Origin of the sequence: Segatella copri (assembly GCF_024330485.1) — a bacterium.
Classification (GTDB): domain Bacteria; phylum Bacteroidota; class Bacteroidia; order Bacteroidales; family Bacteroidaceae; genus Prevotella; species Prevotella copri_L.
Genome location: NZ_JANDWX010000015.1, coordinates 65,250 through 83,935, shown reverse-complemented (window position 1 = coordinate 83,935; position 18,686 = coordinate 65,250). Strand labels below are relative to the sequence as shown.

General features: G+C 50.5%; 16 protein-coding genes and 2 tRNA genes. 10 read left to right on the top strand and 8 right to left on the bottom strand.

Going from position 1 to position 18,686, the window contains the following annotated elements; genetic code table 11:
- Positions 1-228 precede the first annotated feature (228 nt).
- From NNC77_RS09870 to NNC77_RS09860, 3 genes are read left to right on the top strand one after another with little or no spacing between them, the layout of a single operon-like run.
- The gene (locus NNC77_RS09870) at positions 229-1,152 is read left to right on the top strand and encodes a glucosaminidase domain-containing protein (protein WP_117695220.1); all 924 of its coding nucleotides are present in this window, start codon (positions 229-231) and stop codon (positions 1,150-1,152) included.
- Between the two features lie 48 nt (positions 1,153-1,200).
- Complete coding sequence (locus tag NNC77_RS09865; protein ID WP_254986877.1) at positions 1,201-2,490, top strand: M64 family metallopeptidase; 1,290 nt, start codon at positions 1,201-1,203, stop codon at positions 2,488-2,490.
- A gap of 24 nt (positions 2,491-2,514) precedes the next feature.
- On the top strand, positions 2,515-2,997 hold the full coding sequence (locus NNC77_RS09860) for a cytidine deaminase (RefSeq protein WP_117695216.1): 483 nt from the start codon (positions 2,515-2,517) through the stop codon (positions 2,995-2,997).
- Between the two features lie 275 nt (positions 2,998-3,272).
- On the opposite strand, the gene NNC77_RS09855 is transcribed toward NNC77_RS09860, so the two are convergent.
- From NNC77_RS09855 to spt, 7 genes are all read right to left on the bottom strand, one after another.
- On the bottom strand, positions 3,273-4,715 hold the full coding sequence (locus NNC77_RS09855; protein WP_254986876.1) for a right-handed parallel beta-helix repeat-containing protein: 1,443 nt from the start codon (positions 4,713-4,715) through the stop codon (positions 3,273-3,275).
- Positions 4,716-4,757: 42 nt separating this feature from the next.
- Positions 4,758-5,450 (bottom strand): LrgB family protein, encoded by a 693-nt coding sequence (locus tag NNC77_RS09850; protein ID WP_006849545.1) that lies wholly within the window; start codon positions 5,448-5,450, stop codon positions 4,758-4,760.
- Positions 5,447-5,752, bottom strand: coding sequence for a CidA/LrgA family protein (locus NNC77_RS09845; protein ID WP_233338974.1), 306 nt, complete (start codon positions 5,750-5,752; stop codon positions 5,447-5,449). The genes NNC77_RS09850 and NNC77_RS09845 overlap by 4 nt, the downstream gene beginning before the upstream one ends.
- Positions 5,753-5,860: 108 nt before the next feature.
- Entirely contained in the window at positions 5,861-6,427 is a 567-nt protein-coding gene (locus NNC77_RS09840; RefSeq protein WP_118080432.1) for an AAA family ATPase, read from the bottom strand.
- Between the two features lie 126 nt (positions 6,428-6,553).
- Positions 6,554-6,627: transfer RNA gene (locus NNC77_RS09835), tRNA-Pro, on the bottom strand.
- Between the two features lie 40 nt (positions 6,628-6,667).
- A tRNA-Pro gene (locus tag NNC77_RS09830) sits at positions 6,668-6,741 on the bottom strand.
- A 305-nt stretch (positions 6,742-7,046) separates the two neighbouring features.
- A complete protein-coding gene (gene spt / locus NNC77_RS09825) occupies positions 7,047-8,237 on the bottom strand; it encodes a serine palmitoyltransferase (RefSeq protein ID WP_022121347.1) in 1,191 nt (396 codons plus the stop codon).
- A 194-nt stretch (positions 8,238-8,431) separates the two neighbouring features.
- Here spt and NNC77_RS09820 point away from each other — a divergent pair, with 194 nt between their 5' ends.
- A complete protein-coding gene (locus tag NNC77_RS09820) occupies positions 8,432-9,472 on the top strand; it encodes a diacylglycerol/lipid kinase family protein (RefSeq protein ID WP_117695210.1) in 1,041 nt (346 codons plus the stop codon).
- A 171-nt stretch (positions 9,473-9,643) separates the two neighbouring features.
- Here the strand turns inward: NNC77_RS09820 and NNC77_RS09815 are convergent, their stop codons facing one another.
- Complete coding sequence (locus NNC77_RS09815) at positions 9,644-10,390, bottom strand: tRNA1(Val) (adenine(37)-N6)-methyltransferase (protein ID WP_254970336.1); 747 nt, start codon at positions 10,388-10,390, stop codon at positions 9,644-9,646.
- Between the two features lie 227 nt (positions 10,391-10,617).
- On the opposite strand from NNC77_RS09815, the gene lon reads away from it, so the two are divergent.
- The 6 genes from lon to NNC77_RS09785 are packed head-to-tail and all read left to right on the top strand — an operon-like array spanning position 10,618 to position 18,554.
- Positions 10,618-13,083 (top strand): endopeptidase La, encoded by a 2,466-nt coding sequence (gene lon, locus NNC77_RS09810; protein ID WP_254970335.1) that lies wholly within the window; start codon positions 10,618-10,620, stop codon positions 13,081-13,083.
- A gap of 2 nt (positions 13,084-13,085) precedes the next feature.
- Positions 13,086-14,213 (top strand): tRNA guanosine(34) transglycosylase Tgt, encoded by a 1,128-nt coding sequence (tgt, locus tag NNC77_RS09805; protein ID WP_118192042.1) that lies wholly within the window; start codon positions 13,086-13,088, stop codon positions 14,211-14,213.
- 13 nt (positions 14,214-14,226) lie between these two features.
- Positions 14,227-15,468 (top strand): LptF/LptG family permease, encoded by a 1,242-nt coding sequence (locus tag NNC77_RS09800; RefSeq protein WP_254970334.1) that lies wholly within the window; start codon positions 14,227-14,229, stop codon positions 15,466-15,468.
- Positions 15,469-15,509: 41 nt separating this feature from the next.
- The gene (locus tag NNC77_RS09795; RefSeq protein ID WP_254970333.1) at positions 15,510-17,222 is read left to right on the top strand and encodes a DEAD/DEAH box helicase; all 1,713 of its coding nucleotides are present in this window, start codon (positions 15,510-15,512) and stop codon (positions 17,220-17,222) included.
- Between the two features lie 31 nt (positions 17,223-17,253).
- Entirely contained in the window at positions 17,254-17,481 is a 228-nt protein-coding gene (locus tag NNC77_RS09790; RefSeq protein WP_254986875.1) for a hypothetical protein, read from the top strand.
- Positions 17,481-18,554: a ComEC/Rec2 family competence protein gene (locus tag NNC77_RS09785; protein WP_254986874.1), complete on the top strand. Its 1,074-nt coding sequence runs from the start codon at positions 17,481-17,483 to the stop codon at positions 18,552-18,554. Before NNC77_RS09790 ends, NNC77_RS09785 begins: the two co-directional genes overlap by 1 nt.
- Positions 18,555-18,686: the final 132 nt, after the last annotated feature.

Sequence of the window (18,686 nt, the reverse complement as noted above, 5' to 3'; positions counted from 1 at the left end):
ACAAAGCTTTTGCCCTTACAGGGCGCCTTGCTGATTGCTATTATACCCAGGGCGATGCCCTGGGCTAGGAGCTTCTGCCCTTTCAGGGCGTGCTGCTTCTGGAGCTTTTGGGCCTTCAGCCCGTACTTAAGTCACATGCGAAAGTTCAATATGCAATATTTTGTGCAAAGATATTAAAAATTTTGTAATAAACCGCGATTTATCCGTTTTTTTTTATATTTTTGCAGAATGAATCATCTAAAAGCAAACATTTTAGGGCTCGCTCTGCTCTGCTGCCTCCCGATGGGCGCACAGCTGAAGTGGAACCAGGCCTATCAGACATATATCAACCAGTATAAGGATCTTGCCATCGAGCAGATGCTCCGTTACCGCATTCCAGCCAGCATCACCCTAGCACAGGGACTGTTTGAGAGTGCGGCAGGAAGGAGCGACCTCGTACGCCAGGGCAACAACCACTTCGGCATAAAATGTCACAACTGGACGGGACCAACCCAGTACCACGACGATGATGCCCGGGGCGAATGCTTCCGCGTATACCAGGACGCAAGAGACAGCTACGAAGACCACAGCAAGTTTCTGGCGCGCCAGCCACGCTACGCACGCCTCTTCGAACTCTCGCAGCACGACTACAAGGGATGGGCTCGCGGACTGAAAGCCTGCGGCTATGCCACCAACCCGCAGTATGCCAGCAAGCTGATACAGATCATAGAGCTCTATAAGCTCAACCAGTATGACAAGGCCAAGCGCTACGACCGCTTCATGGCTACCCACAGCGGTACCGACCAGCCTGTAAACGCCGAAGGATTGCTGCACCCTATCCATATCTTCAACAAGAATTACTATCTCTATGCCCGCGAAGGCGACACCTTCAAGAGCATAGGCAAGGAGGTGGGCATCAGCTGGCGCAAACTGGCTCGCTACAACGAGCGCAACAAGCACGCCGTGCTGCACAAGGGCGACATCATCTATCTGAAGAAGAAACGCTCCAAGGCACCTAAGCAGTATAAGAAGCGCCCTCACGTGATACAGCCGGGCGAAAGCATGTACACCATCTCGCAGAAGTATGGCATCCGACTGGAGAAACTCTACAAGATGAACCATCTCGACCCTAACATCCCGGTAAGCGTAGGAACAAGGCTGAGGGTGAGATAAGGGATTAGTAAAATGTGAATGTGAATGTGAATTTCAAATGAAAATACAATGAAGAGAATGATATTATCCCTCGCCACCATGGCGATGCTGATGGCACCCGGCACAATAAAGGCGCAAAACTTTGACGACTATTTCACAGACAAGACGCTGCGGGTAGACTATACCTTTGCCGGCAACCAGAAGCAGCAGATGATAGCCGTAGACGAACTCAACGTAATGCCACGCTGGTACGGCAAACGGCAGCGACTGGCCGAACTCCCGGTAGAGGGCAACGGACAGATAACCGTACGCGACCACCGCTCGGGCAAAATCATCTACCGCAACTCCTTCTCCACCCTCTTCCAGGAATGGCTCTCCTATCCAGAGGCAGAGAAGAACACGCAGAGTTTCGAGAACGTATTCCTCGTTCCGATGCCGAAAGATACAGTAGACATCACCCTCGACCTGCGCAACAACCGCTGCGAGATAACCACCACGCTCACCCACCAGGTAGCGCCGAAGGACATTCTGATTCATCAGAAAGGCAACAAGCCTACACCATACGTCACCCTGCAGCAGGCTGCCGACACCACCCGATGCATCCACATCGCATACGTGGCTGAAGGCTATACCGATGCAGAGATGCCTGTCTTCCTGAAAGATGCGCAGGAGGCTACAGAGGCCATCTTCGCCCACGAACCCTTCAAGAGCATGAGAGACCGCTTCAACATCGTAGCCGTAAAATCGCCATCCAAGCAGAGCGGACCTAGCATCCCAGCCCAGGGCATCTGGCACGAGACCGCCCTCAGCTCTCATTTCGACACCTTCTACAGCGACCGCTACCTTACCACCCTGCATCTCAAAGACCTGCACAACTGGCTGGCAGGTACCCCTTACGAGCACATCATCGTGCTGGTAAATTCGGACAAGTATGGCGGTGGCGGCATCCTCAATTCATACAATCTCACCACCTGCCACCAGAAATGGTTCAAGCCGGTAGTGGTGCATGAGTTTGGCCATTCCTTTGCCGGACTTGCCGATGAATATGCCTACGAGCAGGAGCAGATACCGATGTATCCTCACGATGTAGAGCCTTGGGAGAAGAACATCACCACCCTTGCCGATTTCCACGGAAAATGGGAGAACATGATAGACAAGAAGACCAAGATTCCTACTCCGCTCTCAAAGAAAGAGAAGGAGGCGGTGAGCAAGGTGGGTGTCTTCGAAGGTGCCGGATACAGCTTGAAGGGCGTTTACCGCGGTGTGCAGGACTGCCGTATGCGCATCAACGAAACACCGGAATTCTGCCCGGTATGCAAGAAGGCGCTGCAGGACATCATCGACTTCTACACGAAATAAAGAAATCATAAAAACATTATATCTATGAAAGAGCAAAACCTAAACATCAGATACATGGTGGCTCAGCTCTCAGAGTTGAGCCAGCAGGAGCAGGAGCTCGTAAACAGGGCGAAGGCTGCCACCAGCAATGCGTATGCTAACTACAGCCACTTCTATGTGGGAGCAGCCCTGCTCTTGGGCGACGGCAGAATAGTGATTGGAGCCAATCAGGAGAACGCCGCCTTCCCGTCGGGACTCTGTGCCGAGCGCAGCGCCATCTTCGGTGCCCAGAGCAACTATCCCGACCAGCCTATCCTGACGCTGGCTATTGCTGCGAGAAACGGGAATGGTTTCCTCAAGTCGCCTATCTCGCCATGCGGAGCCTGCCGCCAGGTGATACTGGAGATGGAAGACCGCTACCAGCGCCCCGTACGCATCCTGCTCTATGGCGAGAACGGAACCTACTGCTTCGACAGCATCAAAGACCTTCTCCCCTTCTGCTTCGTAGATTCGAACATGAAGGAATAAGAAAGGTAAAGAACCAAAGTTCTAGGAGCAGCACGCCCTGAAAGGGCAGAAGCTCCTAGCCCAGGGCAACGCCCTGGGTGTAATAGCAATCAGCAAGTCGCCCTGTAAGGGCAAAAGCTTTATTAATTCCGGTATTTTAAAGCTTTTGCCCTTACAGGGCGACAGGTTTGCGTCCGTAATTACCCAGGGCGATGCCCTGGGCTAGGAGTTTCTGCCCTTTCAGGGCGTGTGGCGAAAAAATTCGAAAGTTCAGTCATTATTTTGCCTTATACTCATTATTCCTCCCTATATTCAAAGCATCCTGCGGCAGGCTGCTCTTTCTTTCTCGGCAAACCATCACGGTCGGTTGCAGGCAGGGTTTCGGCATCTGCCTTTCCTATTGCTGCCGACTCCTTGCGCAGATGGAAATCATACTTCAGATTGTCGGTGTCGAAAAGGCGGAAATGCTTCTCGGCAAACACCGTCGTATCCTTGACGTCCTCATAAACCACATGGGTGAACTTCAGACTGTCGTCCGTCTCCATCTTCTCCGTGCGCAACACACAATGGTCGAAGAGGAAATTGAAGGCATCCTCCTCTTTCGGAGCCTCCCAGACCACCTCATCATCATGATAGCCCGTTACGAGCGAATTCCTCACCTCGAAACGAGGAAGCGGAGAGGCAAAACCGATGGCCGACTCGCGGCGCCCGTCAAACGGATAGAACTGGGCTATGGTGCAGCCGTTTACCTCAACATCGCCACCCTCAACATAGAGCGGATGGTTCAGGCAGTTGGTTATCTGCGAGTTATAAATCTGCACCTTGGCAGAATCAACCCTCACACCGTAGCCCTGACTGTTATGAATCGTAGCATTCTCGATGAGCAGTTTCTGCTTCGTAGCATCGCCCGGTTCTATCATCACAGCATCGTAGGCACTATGAATATCAGCAAACGAAATCCTGCAGTCATGAGCCGAAGACATCAGTCTGATTCCCTGCCATTGTCCCGGTGTGCGGTCATAAGGCAGATAATCGAACATGTGGTCCAGTCGGTCGCCCCGCATCACCACTTCCCTGTCCTTTTCGCCCTCAATCTTCAGCGACCCGAACACCTGCAAACCCGCATTCTCGTGGAAATAGAGTTGGGTGCCCGGAGCAATGGTCAGCGTAGCCGCCTCATCAACCCTGATTCCCCCATAAACCACTACCGGCAGCGTGCTCTGCAGCAGCTTGTCTTCCTTCACCTCGAGCGAATTGAGTTTCATCGCATCCCATGAAAACGCCCTCAGGTTCACCTTCTGCTCCACGCCACTTTCCAGCGCAAACACCAGGTTATCGCTCACCAGCTGCGGCTCTTCGCTGTTCTGCATCGCCGAAGTCAGTTCTACGAACACACGTATGCTGTCACCCTTCCTGATCTCCACATTCTGCGTCTGGAATCCCGCTTCGGTGCCCAGATAAGAGCCGTCAACATTCACCCGGTAGCCCTTCTGGTTACCATTTTCCAGACGCACCGACTGGCAGCGCAGAGCCTTGCCCGTACGGTTGTAAACCCAGAAGCTTCGGGTAGGCGTAGGCACATTCGAGAAGGTGGTGTCCATCCTCAGCGTATCTACCGAAAACGAGAGCACATCGCCCCTCGACGTTGAGAAACTCTCATCGTCGGCACAACTGGCAAGCAGGGCGCTCATCGCCATCCCTACACCCATTATATACAAAAATCCCTTTTTCCGTTTCATATCTATAAAAACGGAAAAAGGGAAATATTATTGTATCTGCCTCTACATAAACAGAGCAAAGATGGATGAGCCTACAACCGTCATCACACCGCAAACCACGATGCTCAGACTGCTCATGGCTCCCTCTATGGTACCCATTTCCATCGCCTTTGCCGTACCCAGCGCATGGGCAGAACAGCCGATGGCGATACCTTTGGCAATAGGCTCCTTGATGGAGAGAAGCTTCAGGAACTTCTCGGCAAAGATGTTGCCCAGCACACCCGTTACGATGATGACAACCACCGAAACCGAAACATGACCGCCCAACTCCTCGGAAACGCCGATACCGATGGCGGTAGTGATGCTCTTAGGCAGGAAGGTAACGTAGGACGCATGGTCGAAATGGAAGATGAGGGCGAGAATGAGCACGGAGCAGAGACTCGCCAGCACGCCCGAAACAATGCCTATCAGCACAGCCCGATAATTCTTCTTCAGAAGCTCAACCTGCTGATAAAGTGGCACAGCCAGACAGATGGTGGCTGGTGTGAGCAGATAGCTGATGCTGTTGGCGCCCGCCGAATAGGTCTTGTAATCTACGCCCGTCAGCAGGAGCGTGATGATGACGAGGATGATGGAGATGAGCAGCGGGTTCATCAGCGACCATCCCGTCTTCAGCTTCAGCAGCATGCCTATGCCGTAGGCTGCCAGACTGATGAGAACGCCGAAGAAAACAGAATCCTGGAACAACTGGTTCATTTCTTCGCCTCCTTTCCTTTTCTGATTACCAACTGCGTAATCCAGCCCGAAGCACCCATCACGACGAAGGTGCTGACCACCGTAACTACGATATACTGGAACCATGCATTACCGATATCCTGATAGGAATCAATCAGTCCTACGGCAGCCGGAATAAACATCACGGGCATGATGGCAATGAGGAAACTGCTGGTTTCGCGGATATGCTTCACCTTGATCAGTTTTGTTTCCAGCGCAAGGAAGAGCAGGATGATGCCATAGATGCTTGCCGGAATAGGCAATGGCAGCAAAAAATGAAGCAATTCCCCAGCAAAGGAGAACGCTATGATTATCAAAAATTGAATTAAAAACTTCATGTTGAATTACTTTAAACCTTAAACCTTGGAACTTTGAACTTTGAACCTTTGAATCTAAATCAAGCTAACGTACTGCTCAATGAGGCTTGCCGTCTCTTCTACGCCCAGGCGCACTGTATCCAGACAGATGTCATAATCATCGGCATTTCCCCAGGTAAGGCCTGTATAATACTTATGATAAGCCACTCTGCAATCCTCGGTGTGCTCTACAAACTCCTCAGCTTCCTCATACGAAAAGCCCTTCTCCTCCTGAATATCCTTGATGCGAGCCTCAAGATTGCCGCTCAGGAAAACAGAAATCAGGTCTTTGCGCTCGCGGAAGATATAGTTGCCGCAACGGCCGATGATGATACAGTCTTCATCGCCTATCATATCGGCAAGTGTACGGAGCGGTTTTTCTGTCAGCGCCCTCTGCGTTTCGCCAAGCGACGACATCGAGAAGAGCAGTTCATCTACCGGCCGCTCATCGAAGAAAGCCTCCATCTCGTCGAGCACTCCTCTCTGTTCAGCCATTTCCATCATATTTTTACGGGTATAAAAAGGAATACCATATTTTTCGGCGAGCAGCTTGCCCACGCGAATAGCGCCACATCCACACTGGCGCGCTATCGTTATAATCATGATTCTATAAAATTAAAACGTATATAATAATTACTCAGTTGCGTTATCCCCCTCCAGCCCATCCAGGGCGGGAGTTTTATATAGCAAAAAAGCTAAGAAGATTTGTCTCTTCTTAGCTTTCTTGTGTCGGGGCGACAGGATTCGAACCTGCGACCACCTGTTCCCAAAACAGGAGCGCTACCGGGCTGCGCTACACCCCGCTTGTGCTTTGCTAAAGGTTTGAGTGAGAGAAAAATAGAGTCGGGGCGACAGGATTCGAACCTGCGACCACCTGTTCCCAAAACAGGAGCGCTACCGGGCTGCGCTACACCCCGCTCATTCATCTCTACGATACCTCTTAAGCATTGCTTTAAGCATCATTTCTGAATTGCGAGTGCAAAGGTACTACATTTTTTCGATTCCACCAAATTTTTCCCTAACTTTTTTCAAAAAAACATGCATTTTAATGCAAAATGGCTGGGAAACAGGCAAAAAATAAGGGCAACCCCTATCCGGAATTGCCCTTATACCTTATTATATATATAGTAGCGGCAAAGAACCGCAACCATACTTGCTGAACTTTTAAATCAGAAACCGATTGCCCGAATCTATCAAACCGAGAAGACCGGCAAATCTGATTTTACTTGATGATTCCCTCTTCTACGAAAATCTTCTTTAAGATCTGGACAGCCTGCTCAACCTGCTCTCTTGTATGAGTAGCCATGAGTGCGAAACGTACCAATGTATCCTGAGGAGCACAAGCTGGAGGAATAACAGGGTTGATGAACACACCTGCATCGTAAGCCATCTTGGTAACAACGAATGTCTTCTCAGCATCGCGCACGTAGAGAGGAATGATAGGACTCTCTGTCTCGCCAATCTCGAAACCTTCCTCGCGGAAACGCTTCAAGGCATAGTTGGTTACATCCCAGAGATTCTCGAAACGCTCTGGCTCATTCTGAATGATGTGGAGAGCCTCGAGAGCTGCTGCTGTGGCAGCTGGAGTGTTAGAGGCGCTGAAGATGTAAGTACGGCAGTTGTGACGGAGGAAGTTGATTGTATCCTTGTCTGATGCGATGAAACCACCGATAGAAGCCAGACTCTTAGAGAATGTACCCATGATGAGGTCTACCTCGTCGGTCAGACCGAAGTGGTCGCATACACCACGACCCTGCTTGCCGAATACGCCAAGACCATGAGCCTCGTCTACCATGATAGAGCAGTTGTACTTATGCTTGAGCTTTACAATCTCAGGCAAGTTAGCCAGGTCGCCCTCCATAGAGAACACACCGTCAACAACGATGAGCTTGATAGCCTCCTGAGGGAGCTTAGAGAGCACGCGCTCCAAATCTTCCATATCGTTGTGCTTGTAGTGGAGCTGGGTAGCGAATGAGAGGCGGCGGCCATCTACGATACTTGCGTGGTCGCGGTCATCGCAGATAATATAGTCGTTACGACCTACAACGCAAGCCAAGACACCCTGGTTTACAGAGAATCCTGTAGAGAAACACAAAGTTTCATCCTTGCCCATAAACTCAGCAAGCTCCTTTTCGAGCTGCACGTGCAAATCAAGCGTACCATTGAGGAAACGACTTCCTGCACAACCAGAACCATACTTGTCGAGCGCAGCCTTTGCTGCATCAATAACACGCTGGTCGTTAGTCAAACCCTGATAAGCATTAGAACCGAACATCAGGATTTTATGACCATCGATGTCGGTTACCTCTGTCATCTGCTTACTTGTGATCTCACGGAAATATGGATACACACCGGCAGCCATATACTTCTGAGGTTCACGATAATTCTTGTATCTTTCTTGTAATTGTCCCATTATTAATAGGTGTACTTTATTATCTTTTTTATACTTTTCTAACTTTCAGGGTGCAAAGATACAAAAAAGAACTCAATAAACGGCTTTTTTTATAAGAAAGTTTACTTTTATAGTTTTTTTAATCGATATTTCTTGTTATTTTGGGTATTTTTATTACTTTTGCAGCCTAAATTTTACAAACTCTTGACTATATAATGAAGAAAAAGATACTTTTCATCATGAATCCGATTTCAGGAACAGCCAGCAAGGCGGCAGTTCCCAGTCTGATAGATTCTGGTTTGGACAAAGAGCTTTTTGAGTACGAGATAAGAATGACTGAAAGAGCTGGGCACGCTTCGGAAATTGCTACCGAAGCGAAGAACAACCATGTAGATGTGGTTGTGGCGGTTGGTGGTGACGGAACCGTCAACGAGGTGGCCCGCTCACTGGTTCACTCCGATACTGCCCTCGGCATTCTGCCTTGCGGTTCGGGCAACGGACTGGCGAGACATCTGCTGCTCCCGATGAACCTGAAGAAATGCATCGAGGTAATCAACCAATGCCAGATTAGAGATCTGGATTATGGTGTCATCAACGACCACCCGTTCTTCTGCACCTGCGGCATGGGCTTTGACGCTTTCGTCAGCATGAAGTTTGCCGAGAGCGGCAAGCGTGGTCCTATCACTTATGCTGAAAATATCCTGCGCGAGGGATTGAAGTATAAGCCTGAGACTTACACGCTGGAGGACGAGACGGGCACCAAGCAGTATAAGGCGTTCCTCATTTCCTGTGCCAACGCATCTCAGTATGGCAACAATGCCTATATTGCCCCTCAAGCATCCATGAGCGACGGTTTGATGGATGTCGTCATCATGGAACCATTCGATGTAATCGAGGCGCCTCAGGTAAGTTTCGACATGTTCAACAAGACGTTGGACAAGAACTCGAAGATCAAGTCGTTCCGCTGCAAGAAGCTCCATATCACCCGCAGTCAGCCAGGCGTAATCCATTATGATGGCGACCCTGTGATGACGGGTGCAGAGATTGATGTTCACCTGGAAGAAAAGGGAATCAAGATGCTGGTGAACCCATTTGCCAACAAGAACGACCGCAAGCCGAACATGATTCAGTCTGCCTTTGCCGATTTCTTCAACGACATCAATGCCGTGCGCGATGATATTCATAAAGACATCCAGCGCCAGAGCAAAAGAGTAGAAGCTATCAGCAAACTGGTACAGAAGAAGCTGAACCTTTAAGGGAATGTTGAGTGTTGAATGTTGAATGTTGAATTTAGAGGGAGTGTTGAGTGTTGAATTTAGAGGGAATGTTGAGTGTTGAATTTAGAGGGAATGTTGAGTGTTGAATGTTGAGTGTTGAATTTAGAGGGAGTGTTCATTCAACATTCAACACTCAACATTCAACATTCCTCAAAGGTAGAATTCTTCCGTTATTTTCCTATACCATTCCGAGCGGTTTCCCTGCGAATCCATCATCGTTTCAACATGCTCTTCATAAGGCGAAATGCGTTGCTTTGCAAAACTCAGCATAAAGCGCTTTGGCTGCTTGCGTTCTACCGTCTTCACACCACACTTCCGTATAAGATAAAAACCTAATATACAAGACTCTGCAACAAACTGCTCCACTACTTCTACGGGAACAATTGCAGAGAAAATACCATCATCAGAAAGTAACCGTTTTACACCCGCAAACAAATCGCGGAACGGAAGACTGTCTGTATGTCTCGCCATCGTTCTCTTACTGTCCGGATTTTTCAAGCTATCTACAAAGAACGGAGGATTGCTCACTATCGCATCAAAAACACCGGCAGCCTTCAAATCTGCAGCAGTTTCCATAGCCTCAGCAGTTTTCGAAACACCGGCTCCCCCGAAATCCTGCAGTCTGCAGCATTCTATTTCCACCCTGTCGCGAAACGGACTTGCCATCACATTCTCCCTCGCCTGTCCGCAGGCATCAGCATCCATATCAATCCCAACCACCTCAGCCTCAGGAAAACGCTGCGCCATCATGAGCGAAATCAGTCCCGTTCCGGAACCAATGTCCAGAATCCGCCTGCCACCTTGCGCCCATGCACCCAGCAAAACGCCGTCAGTTCCCACTTTCATGGCACAACGGTCTTGCTCTATCTCAAACTGTTTAAATCGAAAATTACCCATAAATTCTTCTGTCTCTTTACAGAAGAAAACGAATGCGCCGCCGATTTATTTTATCGCAAGCAGCAGAAATTGCCACTTCCACCTGCAAAAGCAGCTACTTACATCTATAAAAACGGGTACTAATATATAGAAAAAGCAATTTTATTATTAAATAATCTATCATCTTCCACGATATTTCACAAAAAATGAGTACCTTTGCACGGAAAATAGAAATCATAACAAAAAAAATGGATAATAGAAGAACAAGTACCCGAATACAAATGATTGCAGATTACGAGGGCGACCCGAAAACCCTGATCGAAGACCAGGAAGAAGGTTTGTACCCTGCCCTCTGCATGCGAGATATTGTAGTTTTCCCTACCAACATGACCCCTATCGTTGTGGGCAGAAAGGAAAGTCTGAATCTCGTCCGGATGCTGGAAAAGAAGCCAGACACCACATTCTGTGTATTCTGCCAGAAGAATAAAGACACAGAATTGCCCTACGAAGAAGACCTCTACCCTGTAGGTGTCTTCGCCAAACTCATCAAGGTGATCAAGATGCCTGGCACAGAGCAGATGAGCATCATCATCCAGGGTCTGGGCAGATGTCAGATGAAACATCTCGTTCAAAAAGAGCCTTACACAGTAATTGACGTAAAAAGTCTTCCGGAGAAATGGCCTGACGAGAACAACGATGAACTCTTCAGAATGCTCTACGAGAACTTCCATTACGAAGCGACAGACTATATCAAATCAAACGCCAACTATACTGATGAGGCCATCCAGGCCATCAACGAACTCTCGAGCATTCACATGCAGTGCAACTTCATGTGCTCCCTCCTCCCTTTCAGCATCGAGGATAAAATCAAGATGCTGAAAGAGGAAAATCTCAGCGAGCGCATCATGATTGCCATCAGATCCCTGAACAAGGTGCGCCATCTGCTACGCATCCAGACTGAGATTGAGAACAAAACCCACTACGACCTCGATGAACAGCAGAAGGAATACTTCCTCAAGCAGCAGATCAAGAACATCAGGGAAGAACTGGGAGAAGGAAACGCCAGTCCGGAGAAGAAGGAGATTCTGGAGAAGGCGAAACAGAAGAACTGGAGCGAGGAAACTGCCAAAATCTTCAAGAAAGAAATTGCCAAGCTCGACACCCTGAACCCGCAGAGTCCTGACTATTCGATACAGATAGGATTCCTGCAGACCATGGTAGATTTGCCTTGGAACTCCTACACCCAGGATGACCTCAGTCTGACCCGTGCCAAGCGCATTCTGAACCACGACCACTACGGCATGGAGAATGTGAAGGAGCGCATCCTGGAATTCCTCGCCGTAAGAGCACTGAACGGCGGCGGCAAGAGTCCTATCCTCTGCCTCTACGGTCCTCCGGGCGTAGGAAAGACCAGTCTGGGCAAGAGCATCGCAGCAGCCATGAAGCGCAAGTATGTACGCATGTCGCTGGGCGGTCTGCACGATGAAGCCGAAATCCGCGGTCACCGCCGCACCTATGTGGGAGCCATGCCGGGCCGCATCATCAAGAACATGCTGAAGGCAGGCAGCAGCAATCCGGTATTCATCCTCGACGAGATTGACAAGGTGGCGCAGAGCAATTTCAACGGTGACCCTGCATCAGCCCTGCTCGAAGTGCTGGATCCGGAACAGAACAATGCCTTCCACGACAATTATCTCGATATGGATTACGACCTCTCCAAGGTGCTCTTCATCGCCACAGCCAATGACCTGAGCGTCATTCCGCGTCCGCTCCTCGACCGTATGGAGCTGATAGAAGTAGGCGGCTACATCACCGAAGAGAAGACAGAGATTGCCAAGCGCCATCTCGTACCGGAAGAGCTGGAAAGCACCGGACTCGACAAGGTTTCGCCGAAGGTAAGCTTCAACAAGAATGCCCTCGAGTTCATCATCGAGCACTACACCCGTGAGAGCGGCGTAAGACAGCTGAAGAAGCAGATTGACAAGAGTCTGCGCAAGATGGCTTACAAACTTGCCTGCAACCAGGAGCTGAAGAACTACACCATCACCCCTGCCGAAGTAAAAGACCTGCTGGGCAATCCGCCGTTCAACCGCGACATTTACCAGGGCAACGACTATGCAGGAGTGGTAACCGGACTTGCCTGGACCTCAGTAGGCGGCGAAATCCTCTACATCGAAACCTCGCTCAGCAAGGGTAAGGCAGGCAAACTCACCCTGACCGGAAATCTGGGCGACGTGATGAAGGAATCAGCCATTATCGCACTGGAATACGTCAAGTCGCACATCGACCTGCTGCAGGTAGACTACCGCATCTTCGAGCAGTGGAACATCCACATCCACGTGCCTGAGGGAGCCACCCCGAAAGACGGTCCTTCTGCCGGAATCACCATCGCCACCAGCATCGCCTCAGCCATCACCCAGCGCAAGGTGCGTGCCAACACAGCCATGACCGGCGAGATAACCCTCCGCGGCAAAGTGCTCCCGGTAGGCGGAATCAAGGAGAAGATTCTGGCAGCCAAGCGGGCAGGAATCAAGCACATCGTGATGTGCAGGGAGAACCAGAAGAACGTAGAGGAAATACCGGAGAAATATCTCAAGGGCGTAGACTTCCACTATGTAGAGAATGTGGCTGACGTCTGGCAGTTCGTGCTGACCGACGAGAAGGTGAAAAACCCTACAGACTTCAGCATTGAGGAAAATGATAAAAAAGAATAGAAATGAAATTTGAATTACAAGTAACAGATAAAGCAAGCGATGCGCGTACAGGCATCATCACCACCGACCACGGACAGATCAAGACCCCAATCTTCATGCCCGTAGGAACCGTAGGAAGCGTGAAGGGCGTCCACTTCGAGGAACTCAAGAAGCAAGTCATGGCACAGATTATCCTCGGAAACACCTATCACCTCTACCTGCGCCCAGGTCTTGACGTCATCAGGGCAGCAGGCGGACTGCACAAGTTCAACGGCTGGGACCGTCCTATCCTCACCGACAGCGGCGGCTTCCAGGTCTTCTCGCTCACCGGCATCCGCAAGCTCAAGGAAGAAGGCTGCGAGTTCCGCTCCCACATCGACGGCAGCAAGCACTTCTTTACACCGGAAAATGTGATGGACACCGAGCGCGTCATCGGAGCCGACATCATGATGGCCTTCGATGAATGCCCGCCGGGAAAGAGCGATTACCAGTACGCCAAGAACAGCCTCATGCTCACCCAGCGCTGGCTAGACCGCTGCATCAAGCGGTTTAACGAGACCGAGCCCCTCTACGGCTATCAGCAGAGTCTCTTCCCTATCGTTCAGGGCTGCACCTTCCCGGACCTGCGCCGCGAAGCAGCCAAATACATTGCCGACAAGGGAGCCGACGGAAATGCCATCGGCGGACTTGCCGTAGGAGAGCCTACCGAGGTGATGTATGAGATGATAGAAGTAGTGAACGAAATCCTGCCGAAAGACAAGCCGAGATATCTGATGGGCGTAGGAACCCCGCAGAACATCCTCGAAGCCATCGAGCGCGGCGTAGACATGTTCGACTGCGTAATGCCGACCCGCAACGGCCGCAACGCCATGCTCTTCACCTATCAGGGCACGATGAACATGCGCAACAAGAAGTGGGAGAAAGATTTCAGTCCGGTAGATCCAGACGGCTGCGACATCGACCTCGTAACCACGAAGGCCTACCTCCACCACCTCTTCAAGGCACAGGAGCTGCTGGCGATGCAGATAGCCAGCATCCACAACCTCTCTTTCTATCTGCGCCTCGTGACCGATGCCCGCCATCATATCGAGCAGGGCGATTTCGTGGCATGGAAGAATTCCATCATCGACCAGCTTGGCCGAAGAATTTAAGTAAGCAAGCATCATGAAAGATTTTAAGAAAATAAGAAAACACCGCCGGCTCTACCGCACCGGCCGATGGGCTTCCCGCAAGTTCGGGTGGCTCATCAGGGCTGTGCGCTGGCTGGCTCACAAGCTCCGGTTCCTGCGCATATTCCGGTTTCTTAACCCGTTCAGGTACATCAAGAAGCTCGACTGGTACATTATCAAGAAGTTTCTGGGCTACTATTTCTTCTCCATCGCCCTGATCATCTCCATCGCCATCGTCTTCGACTTCAACGAGAACCTGTCAAAATTCACAGAGCACCATGCACCGGCGCGCGCAATCATCTTCGATTACTACGCCAACTTCGTGCCCTATTTTGCCAACCTCTTCAGTGCGCTGTTCGTGTTCGTGGCGGTCATTCTCTTCACCACCAAGCTGGCAAGCAATTCCGAAATCATCGCCATCCTGGCGTCGGGAGTATCCTTCAAGCGTCTCCTCCGCCCATACATGATTACCTGCGTGCTGCTCTCAGCCCTCTCCTTCGGGCTCTCAGCCTACGTCATTCCCCACGGAACCGTCATCAGGCAGAACTTCGAGACGATGTACAAGAACAAGAAGAAGAATACCAGTGCCGAGAATGTACAGCTGCAGGTAGACAAGGGAGTGATTGCCTATATGCAGCATTACGACAACAGCATGAAACGCGGCTACGGATTCTGCCTCGACAAGTTCCAGGACAAGAAACTCGTAAGCCACCTTACAGCGATGGACATCCAGTACGACACCATTTCCGACAGCAAGTATCACTGGAAGCTGAGCAACTGGAAAATCCGCAAGCTCCAGGGCATGAAGGAGCATATTACGAGCGGAGCCCAGAAGGACACCATCATCGCGATGGAACCTACCGACCTGGTCTATTCCAAGGGTCAGCAGGAAACCTTCACCAGTCCTGAGCTCCGCGATTACATCTCCAAGCAGATCAACCGCGGTTCGGGCAACGTAGTGCAGTACAAGGTAGAATACCACAAGCGCATCGCCTCTTCCTTCGCCTCGTTCATCCTCACCATCATCGGCGTCTCCCTCTCAGCCCGCAAGCGCAAGGGCGGCATGGGAGCAGCATTGGGCGTAGGACTTGCGCTGAGTTTCGGCTACATCATGCTGCAGACGATTTCTGCCACCTTCGCCATCCAGGCCAATTTCCCGCCTGTTCTGGCAGCGTGGCTTCCAAACTTCCTCTTCGCCATCGTAGCCTACTTCTGCTACCGCAAGGCACCGAGGTAAAAAGTCAACATTCAACATTCAACATTCAACATTAAAAAAAAATGTATTTCGACGAATTAGATTTAAACGACAACGTGCTCGACGCATTATATGACATGCGCTTCGACACATGCACTCCAGTACAGGAAAAGTGCATTCCAGAGATATTAGAAGGTCACGATGTCTTGGGTGTAGCCCAGACCGGAACCGGCAAAACCGCAGCCTATCTGCTGCCAGTATTGAGCAAGCTCGATGACGGCGGTTATCCTAAAGACGCCATCAACTGCGTCATCATGTCACCAACCCGCGAGCTCGCCCAGCAGATAGACCAGGCGATGCAAGGCTTCGGCTATTACCTGCAGGGCGTGAGCAGCGTAGCCGTATACGGCGGCAACGACGGCAACCGTTACGATCAGGAGTTGCGCAGCCTCCGCATGGGCGCCGATGTAGTCATCGCCACCCCGGGCCGCCTCATCTCCCATATCTCCCTGGGCAATGTAGACCTCAGCAAGGTAAGCTTCTTCATTCTCGACGAAGCCGACCGCATGCTCGACATGGGTTTCTCTGACGACATCAAGACCATCGCGGCAAAACTGCCAAAGACCTGCCAGACCATCATGTTCTCGGCAACCATGCCTGAGAAGATAGAAGAACTGGCTAAGACCCTGCTCAAGAATCCGGTAGAAATCAAACTTGCCGTCAGCAAGCCAGCCGAGAAAATCAAGCAGGAAGCATACGTATGCTACGAAACCCAGAAGATGACCATCATCAAGGACATCTTCAAGGCGGGCGACCTGAAGCGTGTCATCGTCTTCAGCGGCAGCAAATTCAAGGTGAAGCAACTCGCAGCTTCTCTCCAGCAGATTGGAGTAAACTGCGGAGCCATGCACAGCGACCTGGAACAGGCTGAACGCGATGATGTGATGTTCAAGTTCAAGAGCGGACAGTATGATGTTCTCGTAGCTACCGACATTGTGGCACGCGGAATCGACATCGATGATATTGAGATGGTCATCAATTACGATGTTCCTCACGATACAGAAGATTACGTTCACCGCATCGGCCGTACAGCCCGTGCCAACCGCGATGGTAGAGCCATCACCTTCGTGAGCGAAGAAGACCAGTACTGGTTCCAGCAGATAGAGAAGTTCCTGGAGAAGGTGGTAGACAAGATGCCTCTCCCTGAGGGATGCGGCGAAGGTCCTGAATACATCAAGCTCAACAAGCCGAAGAAGAAAGGCGCAAACGGAAGAAACAACAGACGCGGTAACGGCGGAAACGGCGAGGCCGGAAAGAACAGCGCCAAGAACCGCCGACAGAAAGACCGCGACCAGACTTCTCACAAGCGCAAGCCAAACAAGCCAAACGAGCGTCAGGAAAAAGCGCCACGCAGCAACGAGCAGCAGCCACAGCAAGGCAACAAGCAGCAAAACACAAAGCAGCAGCCTCAGCAGGGCAACAGACAGCAGAACGCAAAGCAGCAGCCTCAGCAGGGCAACAGGCAGCAGAACGCAAAGCAGCAGAACAGAAAGCCAGCCCAGCCAGGCGAGCAGCCAAAGAACAGCAACAGCCAGAAGCGCCGCAATAACAGCAACCAGCAGCGCCCAGGCACCGAGAACAATGTTCGCCCGGGCAGCAACGGCCGTGGCAGAGGCGTAGCCCAGAAAAAGGGCGACAAGCCGGCTGCCCGCAAGCACACCCCTATCGTAAATCCACAGAAGAAAGAAAACGCTGTGAAGACATTCATCAAGCGCATCTTCGGATTCAAGAAATAGGAAATAAATTATCTTTTAAAAGGAAAGAGGAATGATGAAAGAGCTATCCCTCACCCCGCTCATGACCATCAGCCTCACACTGACGATCGGAATCATCATAGCCAAATGGGGCTATGATGATTTCAACATGCGCTTCTGGCTCATCATCTCCATCATTTCATGCGCCCTTGGCAGCATCATCTTTTTCCTTACTGAGTTCTTAAGCCAAAACCTTACTTCAGCAGGAGCCACCAGTTTCTCATCTTCTCCCAATGCGTAATGATTCATTTATGCATCCTGAGCCTTGGGGCTTTTCTTACCTGTAAGCAAATAGCTGATTCCCAAACCTCTACACAACTGAAAAACTGGCAGGAACTGTCTTACCTCACACGGGCAAAAATCAATACCGAACGCTATAAAAGCAATATTGAAAGCAAACTGGTCTCCCTTCACGTAAAACAGCAAGACTATGCAGTCATCGCAGCCATGGCGCTGGGCGACAAGAGCGCACTCGACTCGAACACCCGAAACAGTTACTCCATTTCCGGAGCCAGTCATATCCTGGCAGTAAGCGGACTTCATATAGGCATAATCTTCCAGCTTTTCATCTTTCTGCTAGGCGGCAGAAAGTACTCAGTTTACACCATCATCCTGTCCCTCATCTCCATCTGGACCTACGTTTTTCTCATAGGATTGCCGGCAAGTGCAGTCCGTGCAGCCATCATGCTTTCAGCCTACAGCTTAAGTTTAGCTTTCCATCGTACCGGTCTGCCGCTCAACACTTTAGCCTCAGCTTATATATTTATGCTCTTCATCAGTCCGCTCTATCTTTTCGAGTTGAGTTTCCAGCTTTCGTTCCTTGCCGTAGCCTCCATTCTGCTGTTCTTCCCACCCCTTTACTCCCTCCTCCCCATCCGCAGCCGTTTCATCCGTTGGGCATGGGGACTCCTTTGCGTTTCACTGGCAGCCCAGATAGGAACCCTTCCGGTCATCGTCTACACCTTCGGCAGAATATCGTGCTATTCACTTCTCACCAATTACATCGCCATTCCCGCAGCAACCCTCATCCTATATCTTGGAGCAGCCTTAATCCTGTTCTCCCCACTCACGTTATGGGCGCCCATAGCACCGGTTGTCGCCCCACTCATCAGCCTTACATCAGGCGCCCTGACCAGCATCACCCAGTTTTTGAATACAGCTATAAAAGTGATCAGCATGCTGCCTGGAGCAAGCATCGAAAACGTAAGAATCAGTCTGCCTCAGGTAATCGGTCTCTACGCTATCATCCTGCTCATTTATGCCCTATGGCGCAGGATAGATAAACAGAAGTCGTCAGAATGCAAGATTCCCTAAAACAGAGATAAAGGCTTAAACCCCGAAAAACGTCTCTTATATAATAAGGTGTGCGTACACAAAAGCGCTACAAATCGTGATTAAGAATGTTAAAAAATATCTTTTTTCTACTTTTTCTGCATTTTTTCTTTC

Coding starts and splice junctions, on each gene's coding strand:
- NNC77_RS09870 (WP_117695220.1), top strand. CDS start 229: ATGAATCATCTAAAAGCAAACATTTTAGGGCTCGCTCTGCTCTGCTGC.
- NNC77_RS09865 (WP_254986877.1), top strand. CDS start 1,201: ATGAAGAGAATGATATTATCCCTCGCCACCATGGCGATGCTGATGGCA.
- NNC77_RS09860 (WP_117695216.1), top strand. CDS start 2,515: ATGAAAGAGCAAAACCTAAACATCAGATACATGGTGGCTCAGCTCTCA.
- NNC77_RS09855 (WP_254986876.1), bottom strand. CDS start 4,715: ATGAAACGGAAAAAGGGATTTTTGTATATAATGGGTGTAGGGATGGCG.
- NNC77_RS09850 (WP_006849545.1), bottom strand. CDS start 5,450: ATGAACCAGTTGTTCCAGGATTCTGTTTTCTTCGGCGTTCTCATCAGT.
- NNC77_RS09840 (WP_118080432.1), bottom strand. CDS start 6,427: ATGATTATAACGATAGCGCGCCAGTGTGGATGTGGCGCTATTCGCGTG.
- spt (WP_022121347.1), bottom strand. CDS start 8,237: ATGGGACAATTACAAGAAAGATACAAGAATTATCGTGAACCTCAGAAG.
- NNC77_RS09820 (WP_117695210.1), top strand. CDS start 8,432: ATGAAGAAAAAGATACTTTTCATCATGAATCCGATTTCAGGAACAGCC.
- NNC77_RS09815 (WP_254970336.1), bottom strand. CDS start 10,390: ATGGGTAATTTTCGATTTAAACAGTTTGAGATAGAGCAAGACCGTTGT.
- lon (WP_254970335.1), top strand. CDS start 10,618: ATGGATAATAGAAGAACAAGTACCCGAATACAAATGATTGCAGATTAC.
- tgt (WP_118192042.1), top strand. CDS start 13,086: ATGAAATTTGAATTACAAGTAACAGATAAAGCAAGCGATGCGCGTACA.
- NNC77_RS09800 (WP_254970334.1), top strand. CDS start 14,227: ATGAAAGATTTTAAGAAAATAAGAAAACACCGCCGGCTCTACCGCACC.
- NNC77_RS09795 (WP_254970333.1), top strand. CDS start 15,510: ATGTATTTCGACGAATTAGATTTAAACGACAACGTGCTCGACGCATTA.
- NNC77_RS09790 (WP_254986875.1), top strand. CDS start 17,254: ATGATGAAAGAGCTATCCCTCACCCCGCTCATGACCATCAGCCTCACA.
- NNC77_RS09785 (WP_254986874.1), top strand. CDS start 17,481: ATGATTCATTTATGCATCCTGAGCCTTGGGGCTTTTCTTACCTGTAAG.